General features: G+C 69.0%; 13 protein-coding genes and 1 riboswitch. Of the genes, 6 read left to right on the top strand and 7 right to left on the bottom strand.

The annotated features are described in order from the left end of the window. Positions 1-37: 37 nt before the first annotated feature. On the top strand, positions 38-1,201 hold the full coding sequence (locus K7G19_RS09310) for an asparaginase (protein WP_149318614.1): 1,164 nt from the start codon (positions 38-40) through the stop codon (positions 1,199-1,201). A 46-nt stretch (positions 1,202-1,247) separates the two neighbouring features. Here K7G19_RS09310 and K7G19_RS09305 read toward each other — a convergent pair whose 3' ends face one another. Next, positions 1,248-2,135, bottom strand: a complete 888-nt coding sequence (locus K7G19_RS09305; protein WP_226106966.1) for an antitoxin Xre/MbcA/ParS toxin-binding domain-containing protein — start codon at positions 2,133-2,135, stop codon at positions 1,248-1,250. 708 nt (positions 2,136-2,843) lie between these two features. Between K7G19_RS09305 and K7G19_RS09300 the strand changes: the two genes are divergently transcribed. Next, positions 2,844-3,137: a hypothetical protein gene (locus K7G19_RS09300; protein ID WP_149318613.1), complete on the top strand. Its 294-nt coding sequence runs from the start codon at positions 2,844-2,846 to the stop codon at positions 3,135-3,137. A gap of 41 nt (positions 3,138-3,178) precedes the next feature. Here the strand turns inward: K7G19_RS09300 and K7G19_RS09295 are convergent, their stop codons facing one another. Together K7G19_RS09295 and K7G19_RS09290 are read right to left on the bottom strand one after the other, a co-directional pair. After that, on the bottom strand, positions 3,179-4,090 hold the full coding sequence (locus K7G19_RS09295; RefSeq protein ID WP_226106964.1) for a DMT family transporter: 912 nt from the start codon (positions 4,088-4,090) through the stop codon (positions 3,179-3,181). Positions 4,091-4,656: 566 nt separating this feature from the next. Further along, on the bottom strand, positions 4,657-7,476 hold the full coding sequence (locus K7G19_RS09290; RefSeq protein WP_226106957.1) for an EAL domain-containing protein: 2,820 nt from the start codon (positions 7,474-7,476) through the stop codon (positions 4,657-4,659). 245 nt (positions 7,477-7,721) lie between these two features. On the opposite strand from K7G19_RS09290, the gene K7G19_RS09285 reads away from it, so the two are divergent. From K7G19_RS09285 to K7G19_RS09270, 4 genes are all read left to right on the top strand, one after another. Continuing rightward, positions 7,722-9,800 (top strand): diguanylate cyclase domain-containing protein, encoded by a 2,079-nt coding sequence (locus K7G19_RS09285; protein WP_226106956.1) that lies wholly within the window; start codon positions 7,722-7,724, stop codon positions 9,798-9,800. Between the two features lie 162 nt (positions 9,801-9,962). Further along, entirely contained in the window at positions 9,963-11,369 is a 1,407-nt protein-coding gene (fumC, locus tag K7G19_RS09280) for a class II fumarate hydratase (protein ID WP_149318610.1), read from the top strand. Between the two features lie 165 nt (positions 11,370-11,534). Next, positions 11,535-12,518, top strand: a complete 984-nt coding sequence (locus tag K7G19_RS09275) for a diguanylate cyclase (RefSeq protein ID WP_226106955.1) — start codon at positions 11,535-11,537, stop codon at positions 12,516-12,518. Between the two features lie 133 nt (positions 12,519-12,651). Next, positions 12,652-12,768: riboswitch (glycine riboswitch) on the top strand. Positions 12,769-12,824: 56 nt separating this feature from the next. After that, positions 12,825-14,162, top strand: a complete 1,338-nt coding sequence (locus tag K7G19_RS09270; protein WP_226106953.1) for a D-amino acid dehydrogenase — start codon at positions 12,825-12,827, stop codon at positions 14,160-14,162. Between the two features lie 511 nt (positions 14,163-14,673). On the opposite strand, the gene K7G19_RS09265 is transcribed toward K7G19_RS09270, so the two are convergent. The 4 genes from K7G19_RS09265 to glk all read right to left on the bottom strand — a co-directional run bounded on the left by K7G19_RS09265 (position 14,674) and on the right by glk (position 18,867). Continuing rightward, a complete protein-coding gene (locus tag K7G19_RS09265) occupies positions 14,674-15,468 on the bottom strand; it encodes an SDR family NAD(P)-dependent oxidoreductase (RefSeq protein ID WP_226106951.1) in 795 nt (264 codons plus the stop codon). A gap of 117 nt (positions 15,469-15,585) precedes the next feature. Beyond that, positions 15,586-17,043 carry an ATP-binding protein gene (locus K7G19_RS09260; RefSeq protein WP_226106949.1) on the bottom strand — a complete coding sequence of 486 codons (1,458 nt, stop codon included), beginning with the start codon at positions 17,041-17,043 and terminating at the stop codon, positions 15,586-15,588. Beyond that, entirely contained in the window at positions 17,043-17,849 is an 807-nt protein-coding gene (locus K7G19_RS09255) for a response regulator transcription factor (protein ID WP_150082303.1), read from the bottom strand. The genes K7G19_RS09260 and K7G19_RS09255 overlap by 1 nt, the downstream gene beginning before the upstream one ends. A 43-nt stretch (positions 17,850-17,892) precedes the next feature. Then, positions 17,893-18,867, bottom strand: coding sequence for a glucokinase (gene glk / locus K7G19_RS09250; RefSeq protein WP_226106946.1), 975 nt, complete (start codon positions 18,865-18,867; stop codon positions 17,893-17,895). Positions 18,868-18,960 lie beyond the last annotated feature (93 nt).

Genomic DNA, 18,960 nt, shown 5'->3' with positions numbered 1-18,960 from the left:
ACAAGGCGACGCGAAGCCATCCATTCAGAGGAGCATCATGGCCCGTACCACCACCCTTCACCCCGTCCGTCCGATCGCCGCGCTGCTGCTTTGCGCCGGCCTGCTCACCGGCGCCGCCCACGCACAGACCGTCGTCGCACCCGCCGCACCCGCCGCGACGGCGGCTCCGGCAGCCACCACGGCCCCTGCGGCGACCGCGCCGAGCCAGGTCCGCAAGGCCAATATCGTGATCGTCGGCACCGGCGGCACCATCGCCGGCGCCGGCGCCTCGGCCATCAATACCGCCGCCTACCAGTCCGCGGTGGTGCCGGTCGACAAGATCATCGCGTCGGTCCCGGAAATCTCGAAGGTTGCCAACGTCAAGGGCGAGCAGATCTTCCAGATCGGTTCGGAGAGCTTCAACAACGAGCGTCTGCTCAAGCTGGGCAAGCGCGTGTCCGAGCTGCTGAAGCAGCCGGACGTGGACGGCGTCGTGATTACGCACGGCACCGACACCATTGAAGAGACGGCCTACTTCCTGAACCTGACGCTCAAGAGCGACAAGCCGGTGGTGGTGGTCGGCTCCATGCGTCCGGGGACGGCGCTGGGCGCCGACGGCGCGCTGAACCTGTACGACGCGGTGCTGGTCGCTTCCAGCCCGGAGTCCAAGGGCAAGGGCACGCTGGTGGTGCTGAACGACGAGATCCACACGGGCCGTGACGTCACCAAGAGCAACACCTTCAAGACCGAGACCTTCCGCTCGCCGTTCGGCCCGCTGGGCTACGTGGTCGAGGGCCGCACGCTGTATTACCGGCTGCCGGCCCGTCCGCACACCACCGCGACCGAATGGGACATCGACCGGATCGACCGCCTGCCTGAAGTGGCGATCGTCTATGCGTACGGCAACGCCAACCCGGGCAGCGTCGACGCAGCGGTCAGGAACGGCGCCAAGGCGATCGTCTATGCCGGCACCGGTAATGGCAGCGTCGGCGAGTACATGGTCGAACCGCTGAAGGCCGCACGCGCCAAGGGCGTACAGATCGTCCGCGCCTCGCGCACCGGCAGCGGCGTGGTCATCCGCAACGGCGAGCAGCCCGACGACAAGTACGACTGGGTGGTGGTGGACGACCAGCTGCCGCAGAAAGCGCGCATCCTGACCGCGTTGGCCTTGACCAAGACCAACGACACGCGCGAGCTGCAGAAGATTTTGTGGAAGTACTGAGGCGCTGAGGCGGGGCGCGTTTGGGCCCGGGTTACCCCGGGCTGTCTCAGCAGCGCGTGCGATCCGCCGTCCAGCGCCGCATGTAGGCGATCACTCGCCGAAGGCCAGCCTCTGTCGTCATCACACTGATGGGGGTCTGGCCGCCAAAGTGCGGTGAGGGGGCGTCGAACCACTGGAATGCCGCCGACCGGCTGCCCCGGACCGCAGTGGCCAATTGCAACGCTTCACGGAATAGCTCCGGATGGGCATGCCATGAATCCGGCTTGATCGTGGGCCTTTTTCCGCCATGGACAACACGAGGCAACTGCGAAGCTGCCAGTTCCTCGACGGTGAGATGCCGGCGCACCCAGTGACAATGGGCCGCCAAATCGGCATTCGGCGAACGCTGGCGGTCGAGCGTAGGGATCACCAGGCCAACGACCACTTCGGTGTGGGCGCGGATCATCCGTAGCGCCGGCATCAAGTCCGTATCGTTTGACACAACGATCGCTTGGTCGATGTGATTCGACACGGCGTCATGATACGCATGGAGTGCAAGACTGACATCGCTCTGCTTTTCCTCGAGCTTCCAGACGGCGACCCGATCGCAGTCGCGCGGCCACCGTCCTGGACAGGCTTCATCGATGCGGGGCATCCTCACTTTGGTAAGCGAGTAATAGCCTTCCACGATTCGAATACGCCCGTCATGTAGCTTGCGCAATGCCGAGTGATAGCGGGCCTGAGAAGAGACTGAATCGGCTGCCTTGGCCGCAGTTTCAATGATTCTGGCCGTGAAGTATTGAATCGCTTCGGGCAGCAGTTCGCACCGGCACGGTACGCCCGCACGATGCACAAGGACCGAAGGAATGACTTGTTGCGAGAACAGTTGGTAGAGGTCGAGCCACTTGTAGCACGTGCCCTTGAGGCAGCCGTAATAAAAGTTGTAGCCGTCCACATAGACTCGAGTACGTAGAGCACTCGGCGCCGTTTCCCCTCGCTGCATGGATGTCCCCTGGAATGAAAAAACCGGCTTTCGCCGGCTTTTTCTCCCAGGCACCGGATGGATAAACCACGCCGGTTTCGAGGGTTAGTTGTTCAGCAGAGGGTATCGAGCCCTGTCCGTGAGGTCAACATGCTATATGCCGCACCGGTGCAGCGGCCGTCACGTGGGCTCTTGATGTAACAAAAAGTATCCCCCCACAATCGATACTTGTAATGAGATCAATTCTCATTTACTATCGCATCACTGTCTGACGACGCCGACACCCGAGTTTCACGGTCGGGACGCAGACCAAGTCGGCAGCGCAACGCTTGCGCCCGCCGCACGAATTCCGCGACGCCGCCTGGCGGTGTCCGACAACCGTCTTTTGTGGGGACCGCTCCGTACCGCGGAGCGTTTGGCAGTAGCCAGTCGCCGGAGGATCAGGGAAGCAACCAGACCCCGCTTTCTTGATCGCCAAACTCCGTCGGCAAGCAAAGCCACCTTTTTATTCCTGGCGCCGTGCTTCTGCACGGCGTGTCTTTCCGGGCGCCCGTCCAGGGCGCGGCAGCCGGAACTTCCGTCGCCCGGCGCGCTTCTCGCGCCGGCGCATCGAGCGCCTTCCACTGGCTGTCCGCCGCTTCGCCATGCCGGCCCACCCGATGGCACCGATGGAGCTTCGCGATGGAACGCCTGTTCAAGCCGTTGACCGAACTGAAACGCATCCTGGCGCGGCAGTTGCGCGAGCAGCCGGGTTGCCATGATTGCCAGCTGCGCGCGGTGTGCGTGCACCGGCCGGACCATACCGGCTGCAACTGGAGCGCGGAAGTCGACTTTCCCGAACGATGCGACGACGATGCCGTCCGCGACCTGCGCCATGCGCGGCAGGTCATCATGCTGGTGCGCGAACGCTATAACGTCACCGCCGCCAGTCTTGCGGGCCAGGGCGGCCGCGCGGCAGGGGCGACTCCCGCCTAGGCGAGCCGACGCCTTCTCATTCGATCACGATCGCAGACCGCTCACGGCCGCCCGGCGGCCGGGACCGCCGGCACCGTCGCCGGCCTCAACACCAGCCACAACGCCACGCCGATCAGCGCCCCGCCCACCGCGTGCGCCCAGGACAGCGACTCGCCCAGAAACACCGCGCCCCACACGATGCCGAACGGCGGAATCAGGAAGGTCACGCTGAGCGCCCGCACCGGTCCGATATCGGCGATCAGCCGGAAATAGAGGATGTAGGCCAGCGCGGTACAGACGAGGCCCAGCGCCGCCATCGCCGCCCAGACGCCGGCACTGGCCGCGGGCAGCGTGTTCTCGCGGACCAGGGCCGCCACGCAAAACGGCAGCAGGAACAGCGTCGCGCCGACCATGCTGCCCGCTGCCACCAGCCGCGCATCCAGCCCGCCCTGCTGGCTGATCCAGCGGCGCGTCAGAAAGCGGGCCAGGCCATAGCAGGCGGTGGCGGCGAGGCAAGCGAGCGCACCGAAAAGCACTTCAAGACTGAACGCGACCGGCCCGGTCCGCGTCAACACCGCGACGCCGGCCACGCCGATCAGTACGCCCGCGCCCTTGGCCAGCGTCATGCGTTCGGCGAAAAACAGCGCGCCGATCAGCACGCCCATCAACGGCGTCATGGCGTTGAACACCGCCGAATAGCCGGCCGGCAGCCACAGCGCGGCCACCGAGTACATCACGAAGGGGATGCCGGAATTGACGGCGCCGAGCACCATCACGCGGCCCCATTTGCCGCGCATGTCCCAGCGGATACGCAGCGCGGCCAGGATTACCGCCAACGCCAGCGCACCGATGACCACCCGCACGAAGGCTGCCGTCAGCGGACCGAGCACCGGCGCGCCGACACGGATAAAGAGAAAGCTGGCGCCCCAGATGGCGGACAGCGACAGCAGGCGGAGGAAATCGGCGGGAGTCATGACGGGATCGGCGCTTGTGGCGCCCGGTGAATGCGCAGTGAATGCGCGGGGGTGTGCGGGGTGTGCGGGGTGTGCGGGGTGTGCGGGTGTGCGGGGTGTGCGCGACTGTGCGCGGATGGGCGGATTTGACCCCTCTCGTCCGCCAATGGCAAGCCGTTTTCGGACATGCGCATCGCCCCGGGACGGCGATCGGCGATGTAAGGACGCAACTGTTGCGCGACGGCATCAGCTTGACCCCACAACGGAAAGGGTAAATATTACAAGCAGTGACAAAACGCCTTAAGTGAAATTAAACTCTGACCTGCGCCAGAGTTAATTGACCCCTCCGACGCATTCCCGACGAGCCGCCAGGCAACTGGCGGCTTCTTTTTTTGGTGCCGGGATTGCCGGGATTGCCGGGATTGCCGGGATTGCCGGAATTGCCGGGATTGCCGGGATTGCCTGATTGCGGAGATCGCGGAAGGCTCGGAGACCGCGAACCCCCGAGGGCCGCACCGTACGATCCGCCGCCGCGCGCCCCACGCCGAAACGTACCCGTTTCTGCGAACCCCCTCGCCAACGCGGCGCTACACCGGCTGCAACGTCACGCCCTGCTCGCAGCGCTCGATCAGCTCCGCCAGCGGCACGCCGGCACCGAACAGGAAGCCCTGCACCGCATCGCAGCCCTGCTCCCGCAGGAAGTGGAACTGGTCGGCGGTTTCGACGCCCTCGGCCACCACCTGCAGCCGCAACTGATGGCCGAGCGCGATGATCGCCGCCACCACCGCGCGGTCTTCGTCATTGCTGTCGCCGCCGGCGAGGTTGGCGACGAAGGAGCGGTCGATCTTCAGCTTGTTGATCGGCAGCCGCGTCAGATAGCTCAAACCCGAATAGCCGGTGCCGAAGTCGTCGATCGACAGGCCCACACCGAGCGCGCGGATGCCGCGGAACGCCTCGATGGTCTGCGGCGTGCCCTCGATCAATATGCCCTCGGTGACTTCGATCGCCAGATTGCGGGCCGGCAGCCCGCTTTCGCGCAGGCAGCGGTCGACCAACTCGGGAAAGTCCGCCTGCTGCAGATGCGGCGGCGAAATATTGACCGCGACCTCGAGGTCGATGCCGGTGCGCATCCGCAGCGTCTGGATTTCGCGGCAGGCGGTCGCCAGGACCCATTCGCTGATCGGCACGATCAGCCCGCACTGCTCGGCGATCGGGATGAACTGGCCCGGCTCCATCGCGCCACGCTCCGGGGTGTGCCACGACAGCAGCGCCTCGACGCCGACAATGCGCTGGCTGGCGGTGTCGACCAGCGGCTGATAACGCAGCGTGAATTCCTGCTCGACCAGCGCGCGCCGCAGCAGGCCCTCGATGGTGAAGCGGGCCAGCGACGCCTCCTTCATGTCCGGCGAGAAGCGGCGCACCTGGCCGCGGCCGCCCTGCTTGGCGGCATGCAACGCCGCATCGGCCGCCTGCAGCAGGTCGGCGACGGTATTGCCGTCTGCCGGGAACAGCGCCATGCCGATCGACGGCACGACGCGCAGCCGTACGCCGCCCAGCCGCAATTCCTCGGACAGCCGCGCGACGATCTTGGCGGCCGCCAGTTCGGCCTCGCTTTCATCGGCGATGTCCGACAACACCACGGCGAACTCGTCGCCATCCATCCGCGCCGCCAGGTCGGCCCGGCGCACGGCGGCGCGCAGCCGGTCGGCCATGGTGCGCAGCACGTCGTCGCCCACATGGTGTCCGAGCGAATCGTTGATGCGCTTGAATTGGTCGAGGTCGATCAGCAGCAAGGCAACCCGTCCGTCACGGGCGCCGATCGCCTGCAGCAGCGCGTCGGCACGGCCGCTCAGATAGTCGCGGTTGGGCAGCCCGGTCAGCGTGTCGTGGTGCGCGAGATGATCGATATAGGCATCGGCGCGCCGGCGCTCGGTCAGATCGTGGGCAATCGCCAGGTAGCCGCCGGCGCCGTCCTCTCCCGCGTCCCCTTGGTGCCTGCCGGCGTCGCCACCGGCCCCCGGCAGCGGCAACAGCGTCAATTGCACGGGCAGCGTCGAACCGCCCTTGCGCACGTAATGCCAGGTGTGCTCGTCGACCAGCCCGAGGCGCGGCTTGGCGATCAGCGCTTCGAAACCCGGCGCCACCGGCTGGCCCAGTTCGGCGGACAGTGCGCGGGCCCGCGCGGCGAGTTCTCCCGGTTCGTGCAGCGCGCTGTACGGAATGCGTCCGACCAGTTCGTGCGCCTGGTACCACAGCATCTGCTCGCCGGGGCGATTGATCGAGGTGATCGTGCCGTGCCGGTCGAACCCGATCACGCAGATCGGCGCATGGTCGAGCAGGCGCGCGTGCCGCTGCGCCACCACGTCGGCCGACTGCCTGGCGCGTTCGGCGTTGCGGCGCCGCGCGGCCAGATGCCACACCAGAGCGCCGAGCAGCACGGTGCCGAGCGTGCCGGCCGCGATCACCAGCGGTACCGGGGCGGGGCCGCCGTCCTCGAAGGCGGGCAGTGTGCTCGCGCGCACGGTCCAGGTCTGGCCGCCGAACGACAGCTCGCGATCGAGTTGGCGCAGCGGATGCGAATGCATGCGCGGCGCCGCCTCGCCGCCCGCCCGGGCCAGCAGCACGGTGCTGGCGGCGGAGGGCCGCCCCTGATACAGCGACAGCGAAAGCTTGCCGCCATGGATCGCCGCGGCATCGGCAAGCAGGTCGCCGAGCCGGTAGGCGGCATAGACATAGCCGAGCACGGCGTGCCGGCGCTCATCCACCGCGTTCAGCGGCATGCCGTTGCGGTAGACCGGCAGATACAGCACCGTGCCCTGCAGCGCGACGCTGCGATGGGCCTCGCGCAGCAGCGTCACGCGGGAAGTCATGCGCGCCTGCATCGCGTCGCGCGCCGCTTCTGCCGCCGCGCGGCGTGCCGGGTCGGACAGATGGTCGAAGCCCAGCGCGCCGATGGTGCGGCCGGCGAAGGGCTCGACATAGATGCCAGGCGCGTAGACCTCGCGCTCGCCGCGCGGAAACACGTCGAAGGCGGGCAGGCCGTCGGCGCGGACGGTGTCGATCAGCGCCTCCAGCCCGGATGCATCCGTCAATCTGGCATAGCCGACCGAGTGGATGCCGGCCGGCAGATCGTCGACCTGCGTGGCAAGCATATAGGCGCGCCATTGGTCGCGCGTGGTGTCGGGATCGGCCGCCAGCAGGCCGCTGGCCCCGCGCACCAGACGCTCGCCGGTATCGAGACGCTGGCGCACCGCCATTACGCTCGCCGCGAGCATCGCATCGAGGCGCTGCGCGGCGGCCCGCTCGCTCCACGCCGCGGTCTGCACGGCGGCCACCGCGGTGACGCAGGCGCCGGCGGCCACGACCAGCAGAGCCAGGACGGCAGGAGGAAGCGAAGGCAGTTTCATCGCGGTAGCAAAGCGGCGGGGCGGCGGGGCGGCCTGGATTGGGGCGCCGGAGCGTGGCGCCAGAGCGGTGACCGGCACCGATGCCGCTGGCGTCCAGGCTCCGATCACGGCTTGGACTATACCGCGCGAAATGCACTTTGCGACAGCCGCCAGGCCCGCCCCGGCTACTCGCACCATGCCGCTCGATGTGATACGGTGACGCCTACGGAACCCGCCGACCCCGGGGAACGCCCTTGCGGGCACGCATGCACCCGTCCCCCTTGCTCGACGCCTCGCCCAACGCACCGCAGAAAGGACCGCCCGACACACCGAACGACGATCGCCGCGCGCAAGCGCCCGCGGCACAGACACGTCGTCCGCGTTTCGCGCTGTCGTTGACGACCCGCATCGCGCTGGTCACGGCCGGTCTGTCGACCGTGCTTGGCGCCGCCATCGTGGTCGGCTCGCTGCAATCGGCCCACGCCGATCTGCGTGACGCCCTGCAGGCGCAGCAGGATTCCGTGGTCAAGCTGACCGCGGAGCAACTGGACACGGCGGTCGGCGATCGCCTGATCCTGCTCGAACACCTGGCCCCGCAGTTCAAGACCATGATGGACGCGCCGCCCGCCCAGTTGCAGGCGATGCTCAGCCGCGCGCTGCCGATTCCCGGCACCTTCAACAGCGCCGTCGTGGTCGACGCCAGGGGCATGCTGCTGGCCCGCGACGGCACCGTGGTATCGGTCGCGGACCGCACCTACTTTCGCGAGACCGCACGCACGCTGGCGCCCGTGATCAGCCCGCCGATCCGGGCGCGGGCCGATGGTTCGGTCGGCGTGCTGCTGGCCGTGCCGATCGTCTCGGACGACAAGACCTTCCTCGGACTGGTAGGCGGCTGGATCGACCTGGGGCGCTCCAACTTCCTGGTGGAGGTGCCGCACAGCCCGATCGGCAGCACCGGCTTCTATTGCCTGGTCTCGGCCGGGCCTCAACCGGTCTACGTGCAGCACCGGTTGCAGCAGCAGGTGGGACGACCGGCGCGCGCCCAGGGCGAGACCTGCGGGGTGCAGGCGCAACCGGCCACGTTCGAGTTCCTGACCCCGCGCGAGCCGGTCATCGCACGGTATCTGATGGCCACCACCGGCTGGGAACTGGTCGCGGTGCTGCCGGCCAAGGAAGCCTTCCAGCCCTTGCACGCGATGCAGCAGCGCTTCCTGCTGTGGTCCGCGGTGGCCGTCGGCATGGTGGCGATGCTGAACTGGTTCGCGGTGCACTGGATGTTCGCGCCGCTGGCGCAGTTGCGGCGCGTGGTGCGCGACAGCGCGCGCGACCTGTCGGCCTTCGAGCGGCTGTCGACCGATCGCCACGACGAGATCGGCGTGCTGGCGCGCGCCTTCGCCCGGCTGATGCGCGACGTGCGCGAGCGCCGCGAACAGCTGCATCGCAGCGAGGCGCGCCTGCGCGCGGTCACCGACACGCTGCCCTCGCTGCTGGCCTTCATCGACACCGAAGAGCGCTACGTCTTCAACAACCTCGCCTACGAGCGCACCTTCGGCATTCCGCTCGATCAGCTGCGCGGCATGACGCTGCGCGAGCTGCTGGGCGAGGCCCGCTACGCGCGCATCCAGCCGTATCTGCAGCAGGCGCTGGCCGGCACCGCGGTCACCTTCGAGACCGAATTCCACGACCCCGACTACCACTGCACCGAGACCAATTTCCGGCCCGAGTGGAGTGCCGACGGCAGCCGCGTCGAGGGCGTGCATGTCCACGTGCAGGACATCACCGCGCGCAAGCTCGAGACGCTGCGGCTGGCGCAGATCTCGCGCCTGGACCACCTGACACAGCTGCTGAACCGCAGCGCCTTCGAGACGCGGCTCGCGGAGGCGATGGCGCGCAGCCGTTCGCAGGAGCGCTTGATGGCGCTCCTCTACCTCGACATGGACCGCTTCAAGGCGGTCAACGACCACTATGGGCACGCGGCCGGCGACCAGCTGCTGCAGAGCTTCGCCAAGCGCGTGCAGCGCTGCGTGCGCGAGCGCGACGCGGTGGCGCGCCTGGGCGGGGACGAGTTCGCCATCGTGATGGAGGACATCGACCGGCCCGATGTCGCGGTGCGCGTGGCCGGCGCGATCCTGCATTCGGTGGGCCGGCGCTTCTTCATCGAAGGCGCCTTCGTCGACGTCAATGTCAGCATCGGCATCGCGCTGTACCAGGGTGCCCCGATCACATGGCAGCAGCTGGCCAAGGAGGCCGATGCGCTGCTGTACCGCGCCAAGGACGGCGGACGCGGCCGCTTCGAGATCGGCCCGCCGGAGCTGGCGAACCGGTCGCGCGAGGCGCGCTCGTAGGGCCGCCTTCGCCGCCTTTGCCGCCTTCGCCGCCTTCGCCGCCGGGGCCGCCCTGCGTCGGCGCCACGGGCGGATCCGGCAGCGGCGGCACCGGCGGCAACCCGAGCATTGGCGGCGTATCCTAGAAGACCGATTCGTACCGTTCGTTCACAGGAGCCAGTCATGTCAGACCAGCAGCCCCCAGCGACCCGCATCGAACAGGACAGCCTGGGCCAGGTACCCGTCCCCGCCGACCACCTGTGGGGCGCGCAGACCGAGCGCTCGCGCCAGAACTTCCGCATCGGCAACGAGAAGATGCCGCCGGCGCTGATCGAGGCATTTGCGATCCTGAAGCTGTGCGCGGCACGCGCGAACCGCGAGCTGAACGTGCTCGACGCGGGGCTGGCGCAGGCGATCGAACAGGCCGCGGAGGAGATCATCGCCGGCCAGTGGCCCGACGAGTTTCCGCTGTCGGTCTGGCAGACCGGCTCGGGCACGCAGACCAACATGAACCTGAACGAGGTGATCGCCAACCGCGCGATCCAGCTGCTCGGCGGCGAGGTCGGCAGCAAGCGGCCCGTTCATCCCAACGACCACGTCAACGCGAGCCAGTCGTCCAACGACAGCTTCCCGACCGCGATGCATATCGCCGCGGCGCGTGCGGTGCAGCGCCAGCTGCTGCCGGCGCTGGAGACGCTGCAGAAGACGCTGGGCAGCAAGGTCGAGGCCTTCGCCGATATCGTCAAGGTCGGCCGCACCCATCTGCAGGATGCCGTGCCGCTGACGCTGGGCCAGGAGTTCTCCGGCTACCAGGCGCAGGTGGCCGACGCGCAGGCGCGGCTGCACCAGGCCGTGCTGCGCGCGATGCCGGTGCCCCAGGGCGGCACCGCGGTCGGCACCGGCCTCAATGCGCCGGCCGGCTTTGCCGCCGCCTTCGCGCGCGCGCTGGCCGACTACACCGGCCTGCCGTTCGAACCGGCGGCCAACCGCTACGCGTTGCAGGCCGCGCACGACGCGCTGGCCGACCTGTCCGGCGCGCTCAATACCACGGCTTCGTCCTTCCTGAAGATCGCGCGCGACTTCATGCTGCTGGGTTCGGGCCCGCGCGCGGGCTTTGCCGAACTGCAGCTGCCGGCCAACGAGCCGGGTTCGTCGATCATGCCGGGCAAGGTCAATCCGACCCAGGCCGAGGCGCTGGCGATGGTCTGCTGCCGCGTGATCGGCAACCACACCACCATCACGCTGGCCAACGGCCTGGGCACGCTGGAACTGAACGCTTACAAGCCGGTCATCGTTTACAGCCTGCTGCAGTCCGTTACACTGCTGGCCGACGCGGCGGCCAGCTTCGCCGAACACATGGTGGCCGGCGTCGAAGCGGACCGGGCGCGCATCGCCGAGCTGCTCGAACGGTCGCTGATGCCGGTCACCGCGCTGAATCCGCATATCGGCTACGACAAGGCGGCCGAAATCGCCAAGCTCGCGGTGGCCCGCAACCTGTCGCTGCGCGAGGCGGCGATCGCCTCCGGCCATGTCACCGCCGAGCAGTTCGAGCAGTGGATCGATCTGAAGGGGATGACGCGCGAGGTGTAGCGCCGCGGCGCACCGGTGCTGGCGGACGCGTCCACGACCGCGCATGCGGCCGCCCACACATGGAACGACCCTATCGACCGGCCCCGCGCTGCCGCGGCGGCCGGCGACAAACCCGCTTGAGACGGGCAGACGACGATCGGGGATAACAACGATCGCATTGACGAGATGATTCCTGCTCCCATTCCCGCCGATGACCAGCGGCGCCTCGACGCGCTGTACTCGCTGAACCTGCTCGATACCGCCGCCGAAGAGCGCTTCGACCGGCTGACCCGCCTGGCCAGGCGGCTGTTCGACGTGCCGATCGCGCTGGTCAGCCTGGTCGATGCCAGGCGCCAGTGGTTCAAGTCCTCGTTCGGCCTGGCCGTGCGCGAAACGCCGCGCGAGCAATCGTTCTGCGGCCATGCGATTTTGCGCGACGACCTGCTGATCGTGCCCGATGCGCTGCAGGACCAGCGCTTTCACGACAACCCGCTGGTCACGGGCGCGCCCGGCGTGCGTTTCTATGCCGGCTGCCCGCTCGCGGTACGGGGGGGCGCCAAGGTCGGCACGCTGTGCCTGATCGACACCGAGCCGCGCGAGTTCGACAAGGACGATCAGGCGCTGCTGCACGATCTGGGTCGCCTGGCCGAGCAGGAACTGGAGTCGGCGCAACTGGCCTCGATGGACGACCTGACGAGGCTGTCGAACCGCCGCGGCTTCTCGGCGCTGGCGCAGCATGCGCTGGCGGTCTGCCAGCGCCAGGGAATGCCCGTCACACTGCTGTTCTTCGACATGGACGGCTTCAAGGCCATCAACGACCGCTTCGGGCACGCCGAGGGCGATCTGGCGCTGGCCGCCTTCGCCGACCACCTGCGCCAGGCCTTCCGCGAGTCCGACCTGATCGGACGGCTGGGCGGCGACGAGTTCGTCGTGCTGCTGGTCGACGCCTCGGCCGACCAGTGCGACGCGATGCTGGCCCGGCTGCGGCAAGTCGTGGACGCGTACAACGCGCAGAGCCAGCGCGGCTATGCGCTGGATTTCAGCGCCGGCGCGGTCGCCTTCGATCCCGCCCGGCACACCGGCATCGCCGACCTGCTGGCGCAGGCCGACCAGGCGATGTACGCCAACAAGGCACGCAGGAAGGGAACGCCGCCCGCCGCGCCACAGTAACTCGCGTTGCGGCCGCCGCCGCGCCGTGTTACTGTCCGCCCATCCAGGAGAAAGCGAGCCTGCGGCGCGACAGCGCGGCGGCAGCGCTGCCGAAGGCGTACCCCCGAAACGCTCAGGTACCGAAGACTGGAGACGACAACGAACTGGAGAGCGCCGCCATCATGATTGAACGATGACGGCCGCCGAAGGGGCAAACCGGGTCCGGGGCGGACGCGGTGAATCTCTCAGGCAAAAGGACAGTGGGGGCAGCCGGGTTGGCATCGACGATGCCGGCCGGCTGCCCCTTTTTGCATCCTGGAGCCTGAAATGAAAGTCATCGTGATGGGGGCCGGCGTGATCGGCGTGGCCTCGGCGTGGTATCTGTCCAAGGCCGGCCATGAGGTCGTCGTGCTCGAGCGCAATGCCGGCGCGGCACGCGAAACCAGCTTCGGCAACGGCGGCCAGATCTCGGTCAGCCATGCCGAGCCCTGGGCCAACCCCTCGGCGCCGCTGAAGCTGCTCAGCTGGCTGGGACGCGAGGACGCACCGCTGCTGTTCCGCCTGCGCGCCGACCCGGCGCAATGGTCGTGGGGGCTGAAGTTCCTGCGCGAATGTCCGGCCCGGCGTTCCACCCGCAACATGATCCAGCTGCTCAACCTCGGCACCTACAGCCGCGCCAGCCTGCAGGCGCTGCGCGCCGAGACGGGGATCGAATACGATCATCTGACCCGCGGCATCCTGCACTTCTATACCAGCCAGAAGGAATTCGACGCGGCCATCGAGCCGGCGCGCATCATGCGCGAGCTGGGCTGCGAGCGCCGCGTGATCGGTCCCGACGAAGTGGTGAAGCTCGAACCGGCGCTGGCCTCGATCGCGCCGCGGCTGGCGGGCGCCACCTACACCAGCGAGGACGAGTCCGGCGACGTGCACCGCTTCACCACCGGGCTGGCCGCGCTGTGCGAGGCGCGCGGCGTGCGCTTCCGCTACGGCGTGCGCGTGCAGCGGCTGCTGGCCGAAGGCGGTCGCATGCGCGGGGTCGAGATCGCCGACGAGACCGGCGCCTACACCTTCGAGCAGGCCGACGCCTATGTGCTCGCGCTCGGCAGCTTCAGCCCGATGCTGGCGCGGCCGCTCGGCGTCAAGCTCGATATCTATCCGGCCAAGGGTTATTCGGCCACGCTGCCGGTGCTCGACCCGGAGCGCGCGCCAAGCGTCAGCCTGACCGACGACGAGTACAAGCTGGTGTTCTCGCGTCTGGGCGACCGGCTGCGCATCGCGGGCACCGCGGAGCTCAACGGCTATTCGATGGAGCTGAACCCGGTGCGCTGCGAGGCGATCGTGCGGCGCACGCTGGAGATCTTCCCCGGCGTCAGCCGCCCCGAACTGGCGCGCTACTGGACTGGCCTGCGACCCGCGACGCCGGGCAACGTGCCGTATATCGGCGCGAGCGCGGTGCAGGGGCTGTACCTGAACACGGGCCATGGAACGCTGGGCTGGACCCACGGCTGCGGCTCGGGACGCGCGATCGCCGAGCTGATCAGCGGCCGCGTGCCGGAGGTGGACTTTGGCTTCTGCGGTCCGCTGCCGGAGGCGCCACGGATGGCGCGGCCGCTCGCGCCGGTGGTGGCGGCGCGTGCCGCCGCGTCGGAGCCGGCAGAGGTCTAATCCGGGGTCTGATCCGGGGTCTTATACGGATCTGATACGGGCCTGAAACAACGACACCGGCGCGGCATGGCATCGCCATGCGCGCCGGTGTTTTCGTTTCATCGTTGGCGTGGATGCGTCCGGGCACGCCTCGGGCACGCCTTGGAGATGCATCAGGACAAGCATCGGAACACGTGTCGAGCATGCATCGCGCACGCACCGGCCCCCGCATGCCGGCGAAAGCGTACCCGTTTCTGCGTGCCCCTCGCGCAAACCGTACCCGTTTCTGCGTACCCGTTCGTGAGCGTCGATGGGCCGGCTGATTGCGATGAAACCGCCGGTAAAACCGGCGCGCCGGCAGGCGAGGGATAGCGGCGCCGTACCCGTTTCTGCGTCGCGCGAACTCGATGAAGACAGACGCCGCGCGCGGAGCGTACCCATTTCTGCGTACCCCGCGGTGGTGCGAAATGAAGTCCGGCGCGATCGCGATGCAGCGGCATCGCACCGTTGCACCATCCCGCCGCTGCCAGGCTCAGGCGATGGTATCCACCACGCCACCATCGACCCGCAACGCGGCGCCGGTGGTCGCCGATGCCTGCGGCGAACAGACGTAGACCACCATGTGCGCGACCTCTTCCACCGTGGCCGCGCGCTGGAGGATCGAGCTGGGCCGATGCGCCTTGACGAACTCGGCGGCCGCCTCCTCGATCGACAGCCCCGCCTTCTCCGCGTCCTCCCGCAGCATCTCGCGCAGGCCGTCCGACAGCGTCGGCCCCGGCAAGACCGCGTTGACGGTCACGCCGGTGCCGCTGAGCCGTTTGGCGAGGCCGCGCGATACCGCCAGCTGCGCGGTCTTCGAGAAGCCGTAATGGATCATGTCCTCCGGCGTGTTCAGCGCGGACTCCGACGAGATGAACACCACGCGGCCCCAGCCGTTCGCCGCCATCGCCGCCGTATACGCCCGCGCCAGCCGCACGCCCGACATCACGTTGACATCGAAGATGCGGGTCCAGTCCTCGTCGCTCAGTTCGTAGAAGTCGCGCGGACCGTAGATGCCGGCGTTGTTGACCAGAATGTCCACGGCCGGCTCGGCGGCCACGATGGCATCGCACCCCTCGGCGCCGCCGACGTCGGCCGCGACGCCGCGCACCGTGGCGCCCGGCACCTCGCGCACCACGTCGGCAATGGCGCCCTCGACGGTGTCCTGCTTGCGGCCATTGACGATGACGGTGGCGCCGCTGCGCGCGAGGCCGATGGCGATGGCCAGCCCGATGCCCGCGGTGGAGGCGGTGACAAGGGCGGTCTTGCCGGTGAGATCGATCTGCATGAGTACCTCCTGAATCAATGGGACAGCAGGGCAGAGGATGCAAACGGTTGGCGAAAGCCGTACGCAGAAACGGGTACGCTATTGGAGAAAATCGCCACCACCGCCGTATGCCGCGGACTAGTGGCGGCGTTCGCCTCGTGCGTCGCCCGCTGCGGGAAACACCACGCGCACCCGCAGCCCCGGCTCGTTATCTTCCAGCGACAGCGTGGCGCGATGCACCTGGGCGATCTCGTCGACGATGGCCAGGCCCAGGCCGCTGCCGCCGCTCGGTGCATCGGGCAGGCGGTAGAAGCGATCGAGCACGCGGGCGCGCTGCTCGGGCGGGATGCCGGGACCGTTGTCGGCGACCATCAGCGCGACGCCGCCCGCATCCGCGCGCTGCACGCGCACGTCGACCTTGCCGCCGGCCGGCACATAGCGCAGGGCGTTGTCGATCAGATTGGTCAGCAGGATGCGCAGCGCGTCGGGGTCGCCCTGCACGGTCAGCCCGGCCGAGTCTCCATCGCGGCCATCGTGACCGCTGTCGCCATCGTGACCAACCCGACCATGGCGACCATCCCCACCATGGCGACCATCGGCACCGCCATCGCCATCGGTAGTGTCGAGCCCCAGGTCGATATGCCGATCGAGAGCGGCCTGCGTCATCTCGCCGACCACCGCCGCGGCCAGCTCGCGCAAGGCGACCGGCTGATGGCCCGCGACGGCCGCGCCGGGCTCGTGGCGCGCGAGCGTCAGCAACTGCGTCACCAGATGCGTCAGCCGCTCGAGCCCGTCGCGCAGATTGCCAACCGCCTCGCGGCGCGCCGGCTCGCTGTCGGCGCGTTCGACCAGTTGCGCCTGCAGCTGCAGCGCGGTCAGCGGCGTGCGTAGCGCGTGCGCGGCATCGGCGATGAACGCGCGCTGCGTGTCGATCGCGTCGGACAGCCGCGCCAGCAGCAGGTTGAGCGCCTCGGTCAGCGGCGCGATCTCGGCCGGCATCTGCGCCACCGCCAGCGGCGACAGCGCATTGGCGTCGCGCTTGCCCACCTGCCGCGCGATCTCGCGCACCGGCCGCAGTCCGCGGCCCACCGCCAGCCAGACCATCCAGCCCAGCAGCGGCAGCAGCAACAGCAGCGGCGCCACCGTGCGCAGCGCCATCCGCGCCGCCACTTCGCGGCGCGCGCTCATCGGCTGCGCGATCTGCACCACCGCCGGCCCGAGCTGCACGCTGTAGATGCGGAACTCGCCGTCGTCGGTGCGCACATTGGAGAAGCCGAGCTCCGCGCGCGGCGGCAGCGACGGCCGCGAATGCGACAGATAGAGGCTGCGGCCGGTGCCGTCCCAGATATGGATGACCACGTCCTCGTCGGAGCGGAACAGGTTGTCGGTGCCGGGCGGCAGCGGCGGCGGCAGCGATGGCATCGCCGGGCCGCTGAACTGGCTCGGCAGCGCGAGCGCGACCTGGCGCATCTGGTAGTCGAACAGCGCGTTGGCCTCCTGCCGGGCCTGGCCGTAGATCAGCGCGGTGGCGGCGGCGATGCCGGCCAGCAGGCCGAGCGCCAGCCACCACAGCAGGGTCCGCTGGATCGATCGCATCAGCGCGCTCCTCCAGCGGCTTCATTGTCCTTGCCGCCGTCTTTCTTGCTGCCCGTCTCGCTGCCCGTCTCGCTGTCCTTCTCGCCGCCGTTGTCCCCCTGCTGCACGCCTTCATCGAGCTTCGGGCAGACATAACCGACACCGCGGATATTGCGGATCAAACCCTGGCCGAGCTTCTTGCGCAGCGCGTGGATATAGACCTCGACCGTGTTGCTGCCCACCTCGTCGTCCCAGCCGTACAGCTTCTCCTGCAGCTGCGGCACCGACCAGACCTTGCCCGGACGCGCCAGCAGCGCCGCCAGCAACGCGTATTCGCGCGCCGACAGATGGACCGGCTCGCCCGACAACGTGACTTCGCGCGTGGCCGGATTGAGCACGATGGCGCCGTAGCGGACCAACGGCTCGGCGCGGCCCTGCGCGCGCCGCGCCAGCGCGTGGATGCGCGCCACCAGCTCCTGCAGGTCGAAGGGCTTGACCAGATAGTCGTCGGCCCCGGCGTTCAATCCGGCGACGCGATCGGCGACCGCATCGCGCGCGGTCAGGATCAGCACCGGCGTGGCGACGCCGCGCGCCCGCATGCCGGACAACACATCAAGACCGGATCGGCGCGGCAGGCCGAGATCGAGCAGCACCAGATCGTGCTGCCCCTCGGCCGCGCCGCCGGCGGCGACGCCAGGCGGTTGCGTGGCGGCCGACAGTCCGGCCTCGCCGTCGCGTACCCAGTCCACCGCGAAGCCTTCCTGACGCAGCGCCAGCCGCACGGAATCGCCGATCATCGTGTCGTCTTCGATCAGCAGCACACGCATCGCTTCGCTCCGTTCGTCCGCCCCGCCGGGCGTGCGCAGCGGCTCATCGCCGGTCGACCGCTTCGGCCAGCGCGTGCGCCAGCCCCGGCAGCGCGGGAAAGCGCGCGGTGATGACCTGCACCGGCACCGGCTCGAGGAAAGCGCGCATGCGTCCCTTGTCGACGAAGCGCGCGTTGAAGCTCGACGCCGCCAGCGCCTCGACGAAGCGCGGCACGATGCCGCCGCCGATATAGACGCCGCCGCGCGCGCCGAGGATCAGCGTCACATCGGCCGCGACCGACCCGAGCAGGCCGCAGAACACCGCGAGCGCGCGCTGGCACAGCGCATCGCCGCGCTGCAAGGCGCCCTCGGTGACCTCCGCCGCGGTCAGCGGCACGCGCACGGGCGTACCCGTTTCTGCGGCCAGCGCGGCATGCGTGTGCGACAGCCCCATGCCCGACAGCAGCCGTTCGGCCGAGACGCGGCCGTGCTCGCGATGCGCGGCATGCCAGGCGATCCACTCGTCGTCGGTGGCCGGCATCAGCTCGACATGCCCGCCCTCCCCCGCCAAGGCCACGGGCCCCGCGCCGTGGCGGCCGGGGATCAGCCCCGATACGCCGAGCCCGGTGCCGGGGCCGATCAGGGCCAGCGGCGTGTCGGCCGCCGGTGTGCCGGCACGCACGGGCGCCAGCTCGCCGGGCTGCAGGTACGGCAGGGCCAGCGCCAGCGCGGTGAAATCATTCAGCGCCAGCAGTGTCTCCAGGCCCAGCGCCTGGCGCACCGCCTCGATCGAGAAGGCCCAGGCGTGGTTGGTCAGCTTGACGCGATCGCCAGTGACCGGATTGGCGAGGCCGATCGCCGCGTGGCGCGGCTGCGGGCCGGGCAGCTGCGACAGGTATTGCCGCATTGCCGCTTCCAGCGACGGATAGTCGGCGACCTTCAGTGCCGTGACCGGTCCGATCGCATCGGGCGCGGTCTGCAGGGCGAAGCGGACATTGGTGCCGCCGACATCGGCGAGCAGGCGTGGGTAGGTAGTCATCGCAGGGCGGAAAACATCGGGCGAAATTCGGGCCGTGGTGGCAACGCGTGCATTCGGGCTACGTGTTCGGGCTACGTGTTCGGGCTACGTGTT

It is taken from the genome of Cupriavidus sp. DB3 (assembly GCF_020418465.1).
Lineage (GTDB): Bacteria > Pseudomonadota > Gammaproteobacteria > Burkholderiales > Burkholderiaceae > Cupriavidus > Cupriavidus cauae.
The sequence above is the reverse complement of the archived record's forward strand: the minus strand, read 5'-3'. Positions and strand labels throughout refer to the sequence as shown.